Source organism: Streptomyces sp. WM6372, assembly GCF_001279655.1.
Lineage (GTDB): Bacteria > Actinomycetota > Actinomycetes > Streptomycetales > Streptomycetaceae > Streptomyces.
Window position 1 is genome coordinate 1 of record NZ_LGDB01000222.1, and the last position, 17244, is coordinate 17244.

The 17244-nt window shown below is 71.4% G+C and carries 13 protein-coding genes; 4 read left to right on the top strand and 9 right to left on the bottom strand.

The window, feature by feature from the left end:
• The 3 genes from ADK52_RS44650 to ADK52_RS31625 form a co-directional block, all read right to left on the bottom strand.
• The coding region (locus ADK52_RS44650; RefSeq protein ID WP_053693295.1) for a sugar ABC transporter ATP-binding protein at positions 1–1571 on the bottom strand (1571 nt) is incomplete at its 3' end.
• Between the two features lie 138 nt (positions 1572–1709).
• The gene (locus ADK52_RS31620; protein WP_234344332.1) at positions 1710–2762 is read right to left on the bottom strand and encodes a substrate-binding domain-containing protein; all 1053 of its coding nucleotides are present in this window, start codon (positions 2760–2762) and stop codon (positions 1710–1712) included.
• A gap of 454 nt (positions 2763–3216) precedes the next feature.
• Complete coding sequence (locus tag ADK52_RS31625) at positions 3217–4866, bottom strand: RICIN domain-containing protein (RefSeq protein WP_053693296.1); 1650 nt, start codon at positions 4864–4866, stop codon at positions 3217–3219.
• A gap of 1063 nt (positions 4867–5929) precedes the next feature.
• Between ADK52_RS31625 and ADK52_RS31630 the strand changes: the two genes are divergently transcribed.
• Positions 5930–6577, top strand: coding sequence for a peptidoglycan-binding domain-containing protein (locus ADK52_RS31630; RefSeq protein WP_159046081.1), 648 nt, complete (start codon positions 5930–5932; stop codon positions 6575–6577).
• Positions 6578–6622: 45 nt separating this feature from the next.
• On the opposite strand, the gene dgoD is transcribed toward ADK52_RS31630, so the two are convergent.
• From dgoD to ADK52_RS31655, 5 genes are all read right to left on the bottom strand, one after another.
• Positions 6623–7768: a galactonate dehydratase gene (dgoD, locus tag ADK52_RS31635; RefSeq protein WP_053693298.1), complete on the bottom strand. Its 1146-nt coding sequence runs from the start codon at positions 7766–7768 to the stop codon at positions 6623–6625.
• Positions 7765–8517, bottom strand: coding sequence for an SDR family NAD(P)-dependent oxidoreductase (locus tag ADK52_RS31640; RefSeq protein WP_053693299.1), 753 nt, complete (start codon positions 8515–8517; stop codon positions 7765–7767). Before ADK52_RS31640 ends, dgoD begins: the two co-directional genes overlap by 4 nt.
• Positions 8518–8588: 71 nt before the next feature.
• On the bottom strand, positions 8589–9530 hold the full coding sequence (locus ADK52_RS31645) for a sugar kinase (protein ID WP_053693300.1): 942 nt from the start codon (positions 9528–9530) through the stop codon (positions 8589–8591).
• A complete protein-coding gene (locus tag ADK52_RS31650; RefSeq protein ID WP_053693301.1) occupies positions 9527–10156 on the bottom strand; it encodes a bifunctional 4-hydroxy-2-oxoglutarate aldolase/2-dehydro-3-deoxy-phosphogluconate aldolase in 630 nt (209 codons plus the stop codon). The genes ADK52_RS31645 and ADK52_RS31650 overlap by 4 nt, the downstream gene beginning before the upstream one ends.
• Positions 10153–11115, bottom strand: coding sequence for an SMP-30/gluconolactonase/LRE family protein (locus tag ADK52_RS31655; RefSeq protein ID WP_053693302.1), 963 nt, complete (start codon positions 11113–11115; stop codon positions 10153–10155). The genes ADK52_RS31650 and ADK52_RS31655 overlap by 4 nt, the downstream gene beginning before the upstream one ends.
• Before the next feature lie 137 nt (positions 11116–11252).
• Here ADK52_RS31655 and ADK52_RS31660 point away from each other — a divergent pair, with 137 nt between their 5' ends.
• Positions 11253–12503 carry an ROK family transcriptional regulator gene (locus ADK52_RS31660; RefSeq protein WP_053693303.1) on the top strand — a complete coding sequence of 417 codons (1251 nt, stop codon included), beginning with the start codon at positions 11253–11255 and terminating at the stop codon, positions 12501–12503.
• 22 nt (positions 12504–12525) lie between these two features.
• Here the strand turns inward: ADK52_RS31660 and ADK52_RS31665 are convergent, their stop codons facing one another.
• Positions 12526–13509, bottom strand: coding sequence for a LacI family DNA-binding transcriptional regulator (locus ADK52_RS31665; RefSeq protein WP_053693304.1), 984 nt, complete (start codon positions 13507–13509; stop codon positions 12526–12528).
• Between the two features lie 428 nt (positions 13510–13937).
• Between ADK52_RS31665 and ADK52_RS31670 the strand changes: the two genes are divergently transcribed.
• On the top strand, positions 13938–15923 hold the full coding sequence (locus tag ADK52_RS31670) for an RICIN domain-containing protein (protein ID WP_063783989.1): 1986 nt from the start codon (positions 13938–13940) through the stop codon (positions 15921–15923).
• Between the two features lie 179 nt (positions 15924–16102).
• A complete protein-coding gene (locus ADK52_RS31675) occupies positions 16103–17119 on the top strand; it encodes a metallophosphoesterase family protein (protein WP_053693306.1) in 1017 nt (338 codons plus the stop codon).
• Positions 17120–17244: the final 125 nt, after the last annotated feature.

Below are 17244 nucleotides of genomic sequence, written 5' to 3' on the forward strand. Positions count from 1 at the left end.
GCGGAGTCGGTGAGCGGTCGGTCGGCTGCGACGGGGGCGAGGTCGTCCGCCATGGCGAGGTTGAGGACGGCTTCCTCGGTGGCTTCCGCGCGGTTGAGTTCGCCGGTGATGCGACCGTTCTGCATCACGACGATCCGGTCGGCGAGGCCCAGGACCTCAGGGAGTTCGGAGGAGATCACCAGCAGGGCGACCCCCTCCCGGGCGAGGTCGGCGATGATGCGGTAGATCTCGGCCTTGGCACCGATGTCGATCCCGCGGGTCGGCTCGTCCAGGATCAGTACCTTGGGCTTGCGCAGCAGCCATCGGGCGAGCACGACCTTCTGCTGGTTGCCGCCCGACAGTTTGCGCACTTCGTGCTCGATCGAGGGTGTGCGGACCCGGAGCCTGTCGGAGAAGTCCTGGGCCACCGCCTTCTCCCGGCGGCTCTGGACGAAGCGCCAGCGGCGCAGCCGGTCCAGGCTCACCAGGGAGGTGTTGTCCCGGATGGAGCGGTGGAGGAACAGCGCCTGGGCCTTGCGTTCCTCGGGGGCGAGTCCGATGCTCGCGCGGATCGCGTCCCTCGGGCTGCGCAGACGCAGGGGGCTGCCGTTCACGCAGACGCGGCCCGATCGGATGGGCCGGTCGCCGGCGAGGGCCAGGGCCAGCTCGGACCGTCCGGCCCCCATGAGCCCGGCCAGGGCGACCACCTCTCCGGCCCGGACGTGGAGGTCGATACCGCTGACGTCGTCCGTGGTCACGCCCTCCAGCTGCAGGACCACCTCGTCGCGGGCGACGTCCTGTCGGACGAACAAGGAGGACAGGTCACGGCCCACCATCAGACGGACGACCTCCCCCTCGTTGGTGTCACGGGCTTCCAGCACGCCGGCGACCGTGCCGTCGCGCAGGACGGCGATGCGGTCGGCGAGGCGGAAGATCTCCTTCATGCGGTGGGAGACGTAGATGACGGCGATGCCCTGGTCCCGGAGCCGGTCGATCAGGCCGAAGAGCGCTTCGACCTCGTTCTCGGAAAGGGAGGAAGTGGGCTCGTCGAAGGCGATGACCTTCGCCTCACCGGTCAGCGCCCGCAGAATTTCCACCAACTGGCGCTGTGCAGGGGTGAGTTCGGATCCGAGCTGATCGGGGTGGATGACCTTTTCGAATCCGAGCCGGGCCAGGTCCGCGGTGATGCGGCGGCGCAGCTCCGCCCGGTCGAGACGGCGCAGGGCGGTGCGCGGCAGGGCTCCCGCGTACACGTTCTCGGCGACCGACACGTGCGGGATGATCTCGGGCTCCTGCGGGATGATGCGGATCCCGGCCTTGTGGGCGTCGTGCGGCGACGACAGGGTCCGCGGGCGCCCGTTCCAGAGGATGCTCCCCTCCGTGGGCTGGTGGTCACCGGTGAGGATCTTCAGCAGGGTCGACTTGCCCGCTCCGTTCTCCCCCATGAGGGCGGTCACCCGGCCCCGGGGGAAGGCGAGCGTGACGCCGCTGAGCGCCTGTACCGCACCGAACCGTTTGGTGATGTTCTCGACGGAGATCTCTTCACCGGGATCCTGGGCGGGGGCAGGTGGCTCTGTACCGGCTGTGGTCATGGGGGCCTCGCAAGCTGGGGTTACGTGGGGCGTGCGTTCCAGCGACGCTGCTGGTCGGCGATGGAGGTCTGGGCGGGGCGGGTACGGCCGCCGCTGCGGCGGGCCGTACCCGTCCTGGCCGCGGGCGCGGGCGCGGGATCAGCTGCAGGTGACGCCCGCGTCCTTCCAGCTGGAAGCGTCGACCATCTTGGTCGGGGCGAAGGCTTCCTTGGGGAAGTCCTTGCCGTTCTTGAGCTTGTCGTACATCGTCTGCACCGCCAGGGCGCCGACGTCCCTGCCGTTGATGAAGAGCGCGGCCTTCATCCCGGACGGCTTGCCGGAGCTCCAGTTCTTGCAGGCGAGGTAGGCACCGAGGCCGACGCCGATCACGTTGTCGGCCTTGAAGCCGGCGTTCTCCAGGGCGGTGACCCCTCCCTGGACGTTCTCGTCGTTGCAGCCCCAGACCACCCAGTGCTTCACGGAGGCGTTGGCGGTGATCGTCGCGGCGATCTTGTCCTGCGCGCCCGTCGGGGAGTTGTCCGTCGGCACGTCGATGTTCTGCACCGGTGCGCCCGCCGCCTCCGCGAACGCCTTCTTCGAGGCGTTCACACGGTCGGTGCACACGGTGACGTCCTGCTTCCAGGCCGATATCGTCCGCGTCTCCGCCGGGTTCCAGCCGGCCTTCTTGAATTCCTCGGCGGCCCGCTTGCCGACCTCGCCGCCCATCTGCTCGCCGCTGAACCCGATGCGGGGCACCAGGGCGTCGGCGCCGCAGGCGGAGGGGTCCGGACCGGTGCTGCAGATCTGGTCGTCCGACGTCAGGAGGGCCACCTTGCCCGTCTTCGCCAGCTGTACGACCTGCGGGCCCACGGCCGGGTCGGGAACGACCACGATCAGCCCGTTGCTCTTCTGCGAGATGGCCGCCTGGGCCTCGCTCACGGTCTTGTTCGCGTCGTTGCCCAGGTTCACCACCTTCAGGTCGATCCCGAGCTCACTCGCCTTCGCCTTCGCGCCGGCGGCCTCGCCGATGAAGTACTCCTGGTCGCCCTGCTTCTGCAGATAGGTCAGGGAGATCTTCCCGTCGACCTTCCCGACGTCCGCGGCGGCGCCCGTCGCCTCCTGACCACTGGAACACGAGGACAGGACGAACATCGTGGCCAGGCCCAGGGCCGCGGCCGCTACCGGACGGCGGTGGTGGTGGTGAGTGAGCATGTCGATCCCTTTGCTTGAACGGGTCGCACCGGGCGACCAGTGGGGCACGTGCGATGGGGTGGGGTTCGGTCCGGCCGCCGTCGTGAGCGCCGCCCGGGGCTGCAGGTCCCTGGAGACTCGGAGGGAGGGGTGTCCGGCCTCGGCCGACGAGCCCCCGGCGGACAGCCCCTCACCGGGGAATCCGCCACAGTCGGCCGCTTTCAAACTTGATGCAACAGAGAAAAGCGCCGTTTCCGCCATAAGTCAACAGTGTGAACCGAGGGTTTCGGATTGATGCACCCTCGTGATCTCCAGGGTTGCCCCAAGAGCGGCAGGGCCGCCCCAGCAGCGTCCACCGGGCGTAGCCACGGAAGATGCGGGCCTGGAGGCCGGACTGGGCGGTACGGACTCGGGCATGGACCCGGACAAGCCTCGCCCTGTTGTTTTCCATTGGAACATGTCGGAATCTGTTCGACTACCGACTCGACGGCGTTTGCCCGGTGGGCTCGTTCCACCGCTGCTCTGCCGCGGGGCCCGTGCGACCGAAGGTGACGGGCGCTCCGGGCTCGCCGCTCCCGGACGTCATGGCGTAGCCGGGCGCGATCCGAGGCTTGATGCGTCCTGTCGCGTCGGTGGAGAACACCAGGTTGTTCCCCTCTGCTCGGCCGAATGCCGAGCACGACCAGATGCCCACGCCGTCCCCTGCGGAACCGCGTGCGTCCAGGCAGTAGCCCGGGTTGGCGGCATTGCGCAGGAGCCCCTTTTCGTCCAGACGCCACTGCTGGACCGGCGCCCCGGCACGGCAGCGTGCGGTGATCACGTCGACGCCGTTGGCGAAGGTGCCGCCGCGGACGTCCAGACACAGACCGGTGGCGGAATTGACGGCCGGAACGAACGACGAGGCCCGGAACGGTTGAACGGGATCGTTCGTCGCGGCCTCCGCGGTCGGTGTGGGGCTGGGCGTGGGCCCGCCACCGGGCGACGGGCCCGTCGCGGACGGCGACGTGCTGGGGGAATGATCAGGTGAGGCGGTCGTGGAGGGCCGTGGCCTGCTCACCGACGGGGCGGGCGACCCCGCGCCGCCCGCCTCGACGGGCACTCGTGGTGGCTGCGTCCGAGCCGCGGCGGGCGGTTCGGGCCCCCCGGCCGCAGGGACGACGACGGCGAGCGCCGTCATCGTGATCAGCACTGCCGCGACTCCGAGGAGGACCCGCCCGGCCGGTCTCCGTACGAAGGCGAACGGTTTCCGCCCGCCGGAGGTCGGCTCCGGCCTGCCTCCGGCCGCGGTCGCGACCGGGAGGGACAGCGTGTCTTCGTCGTCAGGGTGCCTGCCCGTACGGGTCGCCGCGGCGAGGTAGCGCGGGCCGGCAGGACCCAGCAGGGAGCCGGCCAGCAACGGACCAGGAGTGTCGCAGAGGGCGACCAGGCCGCGCAGAGCCGCCGCGCATCCGGGGCATCCGTCGACATGACGCGTCAGGTCCGGGTTCCCCCGCACGTCCGCGCGCCCTGCGGCAGCGTCCAGCATGCGTGCGTACGCGGGGCAGTGCGGGGTGGGGCGAGCCTGCAAGTGGACACGCAGGAAGGCGTCACGGCACGCGGCCAGCGTCCGGTGGGCCAGGTCCGGTATCGCGTCGGGCCGGTCACCGGTGATCGTCGCGACGTGCTCGTCCGGCTCCCGTTCGACCACGGAATGCCACAGGACGGCCTGCGTGCGGGGCGAAAGGGTGATGAACCCCTTGCGGACGACCGACCGGAGACCCGGGCCCAGCGGAACATCGGCGGAATCGGTCGACGCCCCCGGAGTGCCCCCGGCCGGTCGTCCGGCCCGTTCGTCCGGTCCCGCCCCGGAAGGCGCGGACCCGACTCGAGATGGGGCGCCGGACACCAGCTCCAGCAACGACAGGCGAGGAGGCCGCTCCACGGCGTCGGTCGTTGCGGCCAGCATGCCGAGGAACTGGTCCATCACACGGTCCGCGGCGCGTTGGGCCGACACCCGGTCGCTGCCCGCGGCCGCTCGGACGAAGGCGGAGACGCTCGGGCCATGGCGTCGGCGCAGCTCGGTCTCGGCCGACGGGGCAGCCGGGTCCGCGGTGCGGATGGCGTCACACAGTTGCAGGTCGGTCATGTGACCAACGGAGGGATGATTCGTCGACACGTGGGACATCCTGGATGAGAGAGAAAGTCGCCCTATTGTTCAGGACACGACACGCCTGCCGATAGCTCTTTCCGGTGAGAATTTGGGAAAGTACCCTCGGAAAATTCGGACACATTCCGTCCGGGCAAGGCGAGCCACCGGAATTCTCCCTACAGAGAAGTCCGGTCTCGATATTCGCGCGCGCTGGATGAATAGCGGCGGGGGGGTGTCACTGCGGAGAATACCCCCGGATTCGCGCCCGCCCAGGATGCAGCGCAGCATTGACCGCACCGGCCGGCGCGAGTCGACGCGACCACCTTGCACCGAACAGAATCAGACACACCCGCAAGGAAGTCAACACCGAAGATCTTGCTCGATCGACCGCAGCACCGACCGAGACCGCAAGGGGGGCCGGGAAGATGTCGCCCCGCTCTGTTGACAGAAGTTCGAACAGTTCAAGACACAGGCACTGCTCGCGTACGCGGTGCGCCGATCGGCCGGATCCCCTTCTCCGGGCTTCTCCCCCGGAAAAGCGGCGCCAAGACGAGCACCCGGGGGAACCCCGGTCGCACGTTTAGCCGATCGTTATCAACCAGGCCCCGACTGGGCTGGATTCAACAGCTCCGCACACAGTAGATTCACCGTTCACTCCCTCCTTCACCACACGGTCGTCCCGCAGTGGACGACCGTCAGGGCGCCCGCGACATACGAGCCCGACAATTCAAGAGGCGTACGACGTGGCGCGCCGAGGGCTCCTTCTGCATTTCCCGGACCAGCCGACTGGAGTTTGGTGAGCACCCCTTTCTGCCCCCGATGCGGCGACCCCCTGCGCTGTGCCTGCGGCATCGCGCACCACGACGCGAGCCCAGGGCGGGCCGCCGCCCCGGCGCGGTTCGACCGCGACTGGGTCAGGCCGTACATCGCCCCGCACGAACCCGCGCCGGGGGACGCTCCGAGCACCATGAACACCGCAACGGCGTCGTGGGTCGCAGCGCAGGTCGCGCACGAGAGCGGCCCGCCTACCGGTGGTGACGCGTTCGGCCAGCCCATTGTCATGAGCAGGCCAGCAGCCCACCGGGCGCACCGGCCCACGAAGCAGCGTCGGCCGCTGCGCGTCACCGCGGCCCTCGCCACCCTGATCGGCTCCGCGGCCATCGCCGGTACGTACGCCTTCGCCCGGAGCCAGGACACCGACGAGGCGACGGCGCAGGCCCCCGCGAGCCGGCTCGACGTCCGCGACGCGGAGGACGAACCGAGCGCACCGCCCGAGGCGTCCCGGTCCCCCGGTCCGCTCCCGAGCCCTCCCCGGCGCACACCGCCGACAACCGGGAACAGCCCGGTGCGTACACCGTCTTCAGCGGATCCGTCCGCGTCCACCACGGACCCACTCACCGGTACGAACGCAGCGCCGACGGCCGGACGGCAAACCGGCAGTCCGAGCACCGTGCCGCCCTCCCCCGCGTCGCCGACGGCGCCCGCCGAGAAGCCGACGCTGCGCCGGCACGACACCGGGGCTCAGGTCGTCGATCTGCAGCGGCGCCTCGCTCAGCTGGGGTTGTGGTCCCTGCCCCAGCGAGGCCGTTACGACCAGCACCTCGACGACGCGGTGCAGTGGTTCCAGGCGAAGTACGGCGTCCGTGGCGACCCGCCGGGGGTCTACGGCCCGGCCACCCGGCGGCGGCTGGAGTCCTTGACCTCCTGACGCCCGGCCGACTGCCGTGCACGGACCGCGCAGGAGCTCAACCCGTCACCATTCGGCGAGGGAGCCGTCGCCCCGTCGCCACACCGGGTTGCGCCAGCGATGGCCCGTCTCGGCGGCGTGTTCGACGGCCTTCTCGTCGACCTCGATGCCCAGTCCCGGTGCGGTGAGCAGGGCGACGTGACCGTCCTCGTAACGGAAGACGGACCGGTCGGTGAGGTAGTCCAGCAGGTCCGACCCGGCGTTGTAGTGGATCCCGAGGCTCTGCTCCTGGATCAGCAGGTTGGGCGTCGCGAAGCCGACCTGGAGGCAGGCGGCCAGCGCGATCGGGCCGAGCGGGCAGTGCGGCGCCAGAGAAACGTCGTGGGCCTCCGCCATCGCCGCGATGCGCCGCACCTCCGAGATCCCACCGGCGTGCGAGAGGTCGGGCTGAGCCACCGCGATCCCCTGCTGGAGCACCGGCTTGAAGTCCCACCGGGAGTAGAGCCGTTCTCCGGTGGCGATGGGGATGCTGGTGGACCGCACGACCTCCCCGATGTGGGCGCTCATCTCGGGAACCACCGGTTCCTCGACGAAGAACGGCAGGTAGGGCTCCAGGAGGGGCAGCACCCGTCGTGCCATGGGGAGGGTGAGGCGGCCGTGGAAGTCGACGGCGATGTCGAAGCCGTCGCCGACCTCCGAGCGGACGCTCTCCACCCGTTCGACGATGTCGCGGACGGCGCGGGGGGTGTCGATCAGCTCCAGCTGGGGCGAGGCGTTCATCTTGATGGCCGTGAATCCCTCGGCCTTGCGGGCGGCGGCCTGCTGCGCGACGTCGGTCGGTCGGTCGCCGCCGATCCAGCTGTACACCCGTGCCCGGTCCCGGACCCTGCCGCCGAGCAGCTGCCACACCGGCACGCCCAGCGCCTTGCCCGCGATGTCCCACAGTGCCTGGTCGATGCCGGCCACCGCGCTGGACAGGACGGGGCCGCCGCGGTAGAAGCCGCCCTTGGTGAGGACCTGCCAGTGGTCCTCGATGCGCATCGGGTCCTGGCCCACCAGATAGTCGGACAGTTCCTCGACGGCCGCCGCGACGGTGTGCGCACGGCCCTCGACGACCGGTTCGCCCCAGCCGGTGATGCCCTCGTCGGTGTCCACGCGCAGGAAGCACCAGCGGGGCGCGACCAGGTAGGTCTTCAGGGAGGTGATCTTCACTTGGACTCCTTCTTCACGGCCCAGCCGCCGTCCACGGTCAGGTTCGTGCCGGTGATGTACGAGGCGTCGTCGGACGCGAGGAAGGCGACGGCGGCCGCTACCTCGTCGGGGTGGCCCAGCCGTCCCAGGGCCGTGGCACGGGCGGAGAGCAGGCGGCCCTCCTCGTCCACGTCCTGCCAGTTCTCGGTCAGGATCGGACCGGGCAGGACGGAGTTGAACCGCACCTGCGGCCCGTACTCGACCGCGAGCTGGCGGACGAGCGCGCACATGCCTCCCTTCGCCGCCGCGTAGGCCGGATAGCCCGGCAGGCTGCACAGTGCGTGCACGCTGGACGTGGCCACGAAGGAGCCGCGAGCGGCGCGCAGGTCGTCGAGGAAGGTCCGTACGGCCAGGTAGGGCGCCTTGAGGTTGACGGCCATGTCACGGTCCCAGTCGTCGCCGGGCAGTTCGTGGGCGGGCGCGGGCGTGTGGGTGAAGGCGTTGCTGTGCACGACGGCCACCGGGCCGAACAGCGTGTGCGTGCGGTCCCTCAGGCCGCGCCAGTCCTGTTCGGACGAGACGTCGCACGGCACGAACTCCGCGCGGCCCCCGTCGTCGCGGATCTTCCGCGCGAGTACGGTGCCCGCCGCCTCGTCGATGTCGGCGAGGACGACGGCGGCCCCTTCGGCCGCCAGACGTACGGCGCTGGCTGCGCCGATGCCGGACGATGCGCCGGTGACGACGGCGGTTCGCCCTGTGAATCGGTTCATGGCTGGTCTTTCGTGGGTGGAGTGGATGGGGGTGGCGGCGAGTGGTGGCGGGGGTGGCCGGGACGCACCGGTCAGCGGGTGACGTCCGCTCCGTGGAGCAGGTCCAGCTCGGCGCGCCGGGGCAGGCCCTCCCAGTCGCCGGGCGAGGCCACCGCGAAGGCCCCGCACGTCGCGGCCAGCAGGAGTCGGCCCGGGAGGTCGGTACCGTCGAGGAGCCCGGCGAGGTATCCGGCGACGAAGGCGTCGCCCGCGCCGATCGGATCCACCAGGGTGACCGGCACGATGTCCTGGACGGCCTCGCCGCCGTGCGTGACCGCGACGGCCCCTCGGTCGCCGAGCTTCAGGACCGCTTCGCGCGGGCCGAGGTCGAGCAGGGCGCGCGCCATGGTGGCGGGGTCGGCCCCGGGTACGACCAGTGAGGCCTCGTCGGGACCGGCGAAGACGACGTCCGCGCGGGTGACGAGGTGGGTCAGCTCGGCCGCGGCCTCCTCCCGGTTCCACAGCCGGGCCCGGTAGTTGAGGTCCAGGCTGACGGTGACACCGGCGGCGCGGGCGAGGTCGACCGCCCGCCGTACGGCCGCCCGCGGCCCGTCGCCGAGGGCGGGGGTGATGCCGGTGACGTGCAGGACACGGGCCCGGGCGACGAGTTCCGGGTCGATGTCCCCGGGACCGAGGCGGGCGCCCGCGAGGCCGCGCCGGTAGTAGGTGACGCGGGTGTGGTCGGGCGTGCGGCGCTCGCGCAGCATGAGTCCGGTCGGTGCGGCGTCGTCGACGCGTGCGCGGGTGACGTCGACGGCCTCACCGCGCAGCCCGTCGAGGATCATCGTGCCGGCGCTGTCGGCCCCGACCCGCCCGGTCCAGGACGCCGCGTGGCCGAGGCGGCTCACGCCGATGGCGACCGTGGCCTCGGCCCCCGCGAACCCCAGGCGCAGTGTTGCGCCGGAGGAGAGCGGGCCGGGCCGGTCGGCCGCCAGGACGGCCATGGTTTCCCCGAGGGTGACGAGCGCGGTCATGAGCGGATGCCGTCCAGCAGGGTGGCGGCGCGTTCCCGGAGCGCGTCCAGGTCGCCGCCCTCGCAGGCGTCCCCGATCAGCGGGCTGCCCATGCCCAGGGCGCTCGCGCCCGCGGCGAAGTAGGCGGGGGCCTGGTCGAGGTCGATGCCTCCCGTGGGAACGAGGGGGACGTGCGGCAGGGGGGCCCGGACGGCACGCAGGTACTCCGGGCCTCCGGCCGAGGCGGGGAAGAGCTTGACCATGGTCGCGCCCGCCCGCCACGCCGCCACTATCTCGCTCGGCGTCAGAGCGCCGGGGAGAACCGGGACGCCGAGGCGGCGGGCCTCCCCGATGACGTCCAGACAGGTGGCCGGCGTGATGAGGTAGGTGGCGCCCGCTTCCACGGCGCGCATCGCATCGGCCGGGGTCATGACGGTGCCCGCACCGAGGGCGGTACCGGCCGGCTTCGACTCGGCGTATTCGCGCAACGCGTGCAGGACTCCTGGTGTGGTGAGGGTGAACTCCATGGCCCGGATGCCCGCTTCGTGCAGGGCGTCGGCCGTGGCGGCGAAGTGGCGGGGCGATCGGGAACGCAGGATCGCTATCACGGGTGCGACGGCGAGTGCGGGGGCCAGGTCGGTCGTCATGCGGAACCTCTGGGGTCGTCTGGGGTGGTGGAGGCGCCGGGGAGCTGGGCCGGGTCGTCGGCGAAGGGCGGGACCGGCAGGCCGGTGGCACCGGGCCGGCAGATGAAGATCCGGCCGGCATGCGGCTCCGCCGCGAGTTGCGCGGCCGTCAGCCCCTCGGCCGCGGTGGTGATGATCAGGAGGTCCAGCTCCGGGCCCGCGAAGGCGCAGCTGGACACCTGGGAGGCGGGGACCGTGACAACGGCGTGGAGTGCGCCGTCGGGGGTGTAGGCCCTGACCTGTCCGGCTCCCCACACCGCCACCCAGACCCGGCCCTCGGTGTCGACGGCCAGCCCGTCCGGCACGCCGGCGGGGCTGGTGTCGGCGAAGGGGCGGCGGCCCGAGAGGGCGCCGGTGACGGGGTCGTGGTCGAAGACGTCGACCCGGTGCGTCGGGCTGTCCGCGTAGTACAGCAGTCGGCCGTCGGGGCTCCACCCGAGGCCGTTGGAGATGGTGACCTGGCTCAGCACGGTCGTCAGCGCGCCGTCGGGGTCGAGGCGGTAGAGGGTGCCGGCGCCCGGGGTCGCGTCGTAGGCCATGGTTCCGGCCAGCAGTCGGCCGCTCGGGTCGCACTTGGCGTCGTTCATGCGTCGCGGCGTGCCGTCGTCGGGGACGACGGGGCGGGCGAACTCCGTGGCCACCCCGTCCTCGTCGACGCGCAGGAACGAGGTTCCGGCGGCCGCGAGGAGCCCGCCCGACGCGCAGGGCGCGACCGCTCCGACGGGCCCGTCGAGGCTGACGGTCCTCCTGGGCCCGAGGTCCGGCAAGCCGCTGTCGTCGTCGCCGTCCACCAGACGAGCCCGGTGGATGAGGCCCGCGGGGATGTCCACCCACAGCAGGTCGCCGCGTCCGGCGTGCCAGACAGGGCCCTCGGTCAGGCGTCCCGGCACGGGCGAGCACGGCAGTGCGGTCAGGTGCATGGTGTCGCTCCTCTCTTGTGCGACGAAACTCTAGGAGTTCTTCTAACCCATGTAAATACACATCGTCCAACACATGGAATAAGCTCGCCCCACACACGACGACGACGACCTCTGCCACGACATGGAAGGACGCGCCCATGGCGAAACGCACCGCCCAGGACATCCGCCGCCGCAACCGGTTCGACGCGCTGCGGTGCGTCTTCGCAGCCCCCGGCCCGGTGAGCCGGCAGGAGATCGCCGCGGCGACCGGCCTGTCCTTCGCGACCGTGGCCAACCTCGTCGTGGAGCTGCTGGAGGCGGGGGTCCTGCGCGAGGCCGGCCACGAGGACTCCAAGGGCGGGCGCCCGCGGGCACGGCTCGCGGTCAACGCGGAGCGCGGTGCGCTGGTCGGGATCGACGTGGCCGAGACGTCCGTCCAGGTCGAGCTGTTCGACCTGGCGCTGAAGGTGCTGCGCAGCGTACGGCTGCCCCTGCCGCAGACCGATGTCCGGCCAGGCGACGTGGTCGACGCCATCGTGACGGGTGTCGAGGGCCTCACGGACGCCTCGGGCGCGCCCCCGCACATCCTCGGCGCGGGCGTCAGCGTCCCCGGTCTCGTGGAGCGCGAGGGTGGCGTGTCCGTCTTCTCGCCCTACTGGTCCTGGCGGGATGTCCCCTTGCGTTCCCTCCTCGCCGAGCGGCTCCCGATGCCCCTGTACCTGGACAACCCGCTCAAGGCCGGCACCGTCGCCGAGATGTGGTTCGGCGCCGGACGCGAGGTCGACGACCTCGTCGTACTGACCCTCCGGGCCGGCGTCGGCGCGGGCATCGCGGTCGACGGGGCGCTCTACCGGGGCGCGACCAACAGCGCCGGGGAGTGGGGCCACACCTGCCTGGTCCGCGACGGACGGGAGTGCAGGTGCGGCAGGCGGGGCTGTGTCGAGGCCTACGTCAGCACCCGCGGCATCGCCCGCACCGTGCGGGAACTGGATGCCGAAAGCCCCCTTCTGGACCCCGACGAGGACACCGTCACCACCAAGGTCGCCCGCGCGGCGGCGGAGGGGGACGCCGTGGCCGCCGAGACCGTGGCGCGGACCGCCCGCTACCTGGGGGAGGCCGCGGCCGATCTCCTCAACCTGTTCAATCCGCAGGCCCTGGTACTGGGCGGCTGGGTGGCGGACCGGCTCGGCGAGCCGCTGCTGCGGCAGACCCGCGACGTCATCGCGGCACACGCGCTGCCGGCGACGCTCCAGGCGCTCACCTTCCGGCTGAGCACCGTGCCGGACAACCCGGTGAGCCTCGGAGCCGCCACCTTCGCCCTGGAGGGCTTCCTGGACGACCGCGAGACCTTCGGTACCGTGGCGGCGGGACGCCGCGCCGCCAAGGCGGCGAAAGCCCGGACCTCCTGAGCGTGCCCCGGCGTCCGGCCGCTCAGCCGGCCGGCGCCGCCGTGCTCTCGCGCACCACCAGGACCGGCGCCACCGATGCCTGGCGCGGGCTGCCCGTCCCGCCGCCGATCTGCTCGAGGAGCAGCGTGACGCAGTGGCGGCCCACGGCGTCGAAGTCCTGCCGGACCGTGGTGAGGGGGGCGGGGTAGAACGCGGCCTCGGGCACGTCGTCGAATCCGGTCACGCTCACGTCCTGCGGCACGCGCCGGCCCGCTTCCTGCAGGGCGCGCATGACCCCGAGGGCCATCTGGTCGTTGGCGGCGAAGACCGCGGTCGCTTCCGGGTGTCCGGCCAGTTCACGTCCGGCGCGGTACCCCGAGGCCGCGGACCAGTCACCGTAGAGCAACGGTGGTACGACGGCGCCCGCGTCCTTGAGCGAGCGGTGCCACGCCTCGGCCCGGCGGCGCGCCGCGTAGGAGTCGCGGGGCCCCGCGACGTGCCAGACCGTTCGGTGGCCGAGGCCCAGCAGGTGCGCGACGACGCTGCGGGTGCCTTCGGCCTGGTCGATGTCGACGTTGGCGTAGCGGTGGCCGGTGTCCCCGTCGGCGAAGACCACGGGAACGGTGGACGGCAGCCGAAGTTCGGGGGTGTCCAGGATCTGCGACTCGATGAGGATGATGCCGTCCACCGACTGGACCATCAGTTGCTGGAACGCCTGGCGCACGGCGGCTCCGGTCTGCGCGCGGGCCCCCATGAAGTTCACGAACAGGTCGGCTTCGCGGGCGGCGTCGGAGATGGCGGCGAAGGTCCTGGCGTTGCCGTAGGCGCTGATGTCGAAACTGATGACGCCCAGCGTGCCGAACCGCCCGGTGACCAGCGCCCGGGCGGCCGTGTTGGGGCGGTACCCGAGCATCTTCATCGCGGCCAGCACCCGTTCACGGGTGGACGCGTCCACGTTCTCCCGGTTGTTGGCCACGCGGGAGACGGTCTGCGACGAGACCCCCGCCATGGCGGCGACATCGGCCATGGAGGGCGACTGGCGCAGCGGACGGGACCTCGGTGATCTTGCTCCGACCTCGCGCGGCATGTGAACCGGACCTCCGAACCCCATACTCCGAGCCGAGTGCGTGTGCACCCGTACGGATGTTAGCGCCGCGGACCGAAAGGGCGGGCGCTCGTGCTACTCGCCGGTTCTCTTGACATGTACAGCCACCGCTTCGACACTCTCCCCACCTCTCGATGTTAACGCAAACATCCCGCTGCGCGGCGTGGAACCCGCTCGCGCGCCCGGTGCCGCTGCGGCCGGACCGGCCCCTTCGATGCACCTGCACCGGCACGGCGCAGCCACGCGTTCCTCCCCCGCGTACCCCCCTTCCCGCTCCCGCTCCCGCTCCCGACAGGAGACCGGCTGTGCTCGCCATCCGAAGAAGGCCCCCGTGGAACGCCCGGCGCTGTATGCCCACCGCCCTCGCCACCTCGCTCGCGGCGGTCGCCGCGCTCCTCGTCGGCGGCGCGGCGTCGCCTCCGGCCGCAGCCGCCCCCGTCCGGCCGGCAGCGGTCCCCGTCCGACTCGATCCCGCCTACCAGCAGGCGCCGTTCGAGGGATGGGGCACCGCACTCGCCTGGTTCGCCAACGTCACGGGCGGCTGGCCCGATGCCCAGCGCAACCGGCTCGCCGACGCCCTCTACGGCACCGAAGGACTCGGCCTCACCATCGCCCGCTACAACATCGGTGGCGGCGACGGCCCGCAGACCGCTCCCTACATGCGCGCCGGGGCAGCCGTACCCGGCCACTGGAGCCGGCCCGGCCCCCAGGCGCCCGACGGGTGGGATCCGGACAACCCGGATCACTGGGACCCGCACGCCGACGGCAATCAGCGCTGGTGGCTCGAGGCCGCCAAAGCCCGGGGCGCCGACACCTTCGAGGCGTTCTCGAACTCACCGCCGTATTTCATGACCGACAGCGGACTCGTCTCCGGCGCGGTCGACCCCATGCACGACAACCTCCGCCCGGACCAGTACGAGCGCTTCGCCGCCTACCTGGCCGGGGCCCTGCGGCGCGTACAGAGCAGCACGGGCGTCACCTTCGCCTCCGTGTCGCCCGTCAACGAGCCGGGCACCGCCTACTGGCGCGCGGGCGGACTCCAGGAAGGCTCGCACTGGGCGCCCGAATCCCAAGCCCGCATGATCATGACGCTGCGCGCCGAGCTGGACCGCGAGGGGCTGCGCACCACGATCGCGGCGATGGACGAGACGAACCCGGACATGTTCCGCGCCAACTGGGACGGTTACGGCAGTACGGTGCGCTCCGCCGTCGGACGGCTCAACGCCCACACATACGGGACGAACGGGCGCAGCGGGGCGCGGGACATCGCCAAAGGCGCGCACAAGCCTCTGTGGATGTCGGAGGTGGACCTCGGCGGCACGGTCCCACAGAGCTTCACCGACATGAGCCCGGCCCTCGACCTCGCCGAGCGCATCACCGACGACCTCACTCAACTCGAACCGCGCGCCTGGGTGCTGTGGCAGGCCGTGGAGGACTACGAGAACATGACCCCGGCCCACGAGGACTCCAACTGGGGCCTCATCCAGACCGACTTCACCCCGGTCGACGCCGACGACGAGCCGCTGCGCAAGAACAAGAAGTACTGGGCCATGGCCCAGTACACCCGGTTCATCCGGCCCGGTTCCCGCGTCATCGGCACGGACGACGACCACACCCTGGCCGCAGTGCGTCCCGGTGGCCAGGGCGCGGTCGTGGTCCACACCAACCCCACGGGTTCGGCCCGGACGATCACCCTGGACCTCACCGGCTTCCGGAACGTCTCCCCCGCACCGGTGGAGCGCTACACCACGGACGCGACCCGCAACGTCCACCGGGAAGCCGACGTCTCCACCACCGGCAAGCGCCTTACCGTGACCCTGGCCCCCCGCTCGGTCACAACCCTCGTCGTACCGGGTGCGTCCGACGTCGACCCCGAGCGGGCGACCCCCGCCGCCGGCCCCCTCCTTCTCGTCAACGACCACAGCGGTCTGGCCCTCACCGCCCCCCCGCCCGGAGCCGGCAGCGCAGTGGTCCAGCGCCCCCCGAACCCGCCCGACACCGCGCAGCAGTGGACTCTCGCCAGGTCGGTGCCCGGCGACTGGAGCAGCACGACTTCGTACCGGTTGACGAATGCGGGCAGCGGCCGAGCCCTCGCGGTCGCCGACGGCGACGGCGACGGCCAACTCACTCTGCTTCCTCCGGGACCGTCCGCGCAGCAGCAGTGGATGCTTTCCACCTCCGGAGACGGGCACCACACGTTGATCAACAGCGCGACCGGCACTCTCCTTGACGTCACCGGCGCCTCCACCTCGGACGGCGCACCGGTCGGCACGTACCGGCCCAACACGGGGCGAAACCAGTCCTGGACCTTCCGCGCGGACCCGGCGGGCGGGTAGTCCGGACGGTGTGGCACGCACTGCCGGTGGCGGACCCTGCGGCCCGTCACCGGCCGCGCCAGGTCGGGGGAAGCGTTGCCGGGCATTCACGTACCGGCCGCATTGGTTGCGTAAACATGAGCCGGCTCGCCCCGGGGCGGCCCCCTCGCGCCCCATACCGTCGGAAGGACTGCACACCCATGAAACGCAGGTCTCTGATCGCCGCAACAGCCGGTGCCGTCGCCCTCGGCTCCGCGAACACGTCGCCGGCCGCGGCACAGCCACTCGGCGAGGCCCCCGCCGCGCCTCTGTCCACGTTCAACGTCATCAGCGACATCCAGGGCGACCTGCACGACTTCGCCGTCGCCCTGCGGGACATCCGGGCCACCGCCCCGCACGGTTCGGGGCTCGCGGTCGCGGGCGACATCACTCCGCGCGGCTACGACTTCGAATACGCGGCGGTCCGACAGGTACTGGAACGGGGCCCGCGCCCGCGCGAAATCGCCTGGGCCCTCGGCAACCACGAGTTCTACGTCCCGAAGTACGCCGATCCACAGACACTCTCCCTGGCCACCTGGCCCAACGGCACCACGGAGGACTCCCTGTTCCGCAGCTTCCACCGGTTCGCCGGGCGTGGCACCGTGCACGCCGAGACCACCTTCGGCGGCATACCCGTCCTCACCATCGGCACCGAGCGGTACATGCACTACCACGACTCCCAGCTCTGGGACGAAGTATGGCTGAGCGAAGCTCAGTTGCGGTGGCTGGAGGAGCGCCTGCGGCATTGGGCCGGGAGCCGCAAGCCGGTCATGGTGATCGCGCACCACCCCCTGCCGAACACGGTCTCGGGTACGCGGAACAAGCTCTACACGAGCGACTACCTCCAGGCGGACGCCCTCCTCGGGCTGCTGGGACGCTACCGCGACGTGTTCCTGTTCAGCGGACACACGCACTGGGATCTGTCGCTGTCCGACTGGTACGTGCGGCGCGTCGTGCCCGGCACGGCGAACCTGGACGGGTTCTCGGTGATCAACACGGGGGCGGTGCAGACCGGCTTCGCCGACAACGGCCAGGGGGGCGAGAGCACGGTCCCCGGCGTCTTCAACCAGGGCCTCCAGGTGGAGGTGCACCGTGACCGCGTGGTCATCAGGGCCCGGGACTTCGCGGCCGGTGCATGGCTGAAGCAGATATCCGTCCCGCTGGCGACCACGATCTGACCCGTGGATCCCGTGCCCCGAAGGTGACGCTGCGGTCGTGGGCTCTGCACGGAATGTCGAATTTGTTTACGAACTGTTGACATTCGGGTGACGCGTGCGCCAGCCTCTGCTCAAAGTTGTTGGTT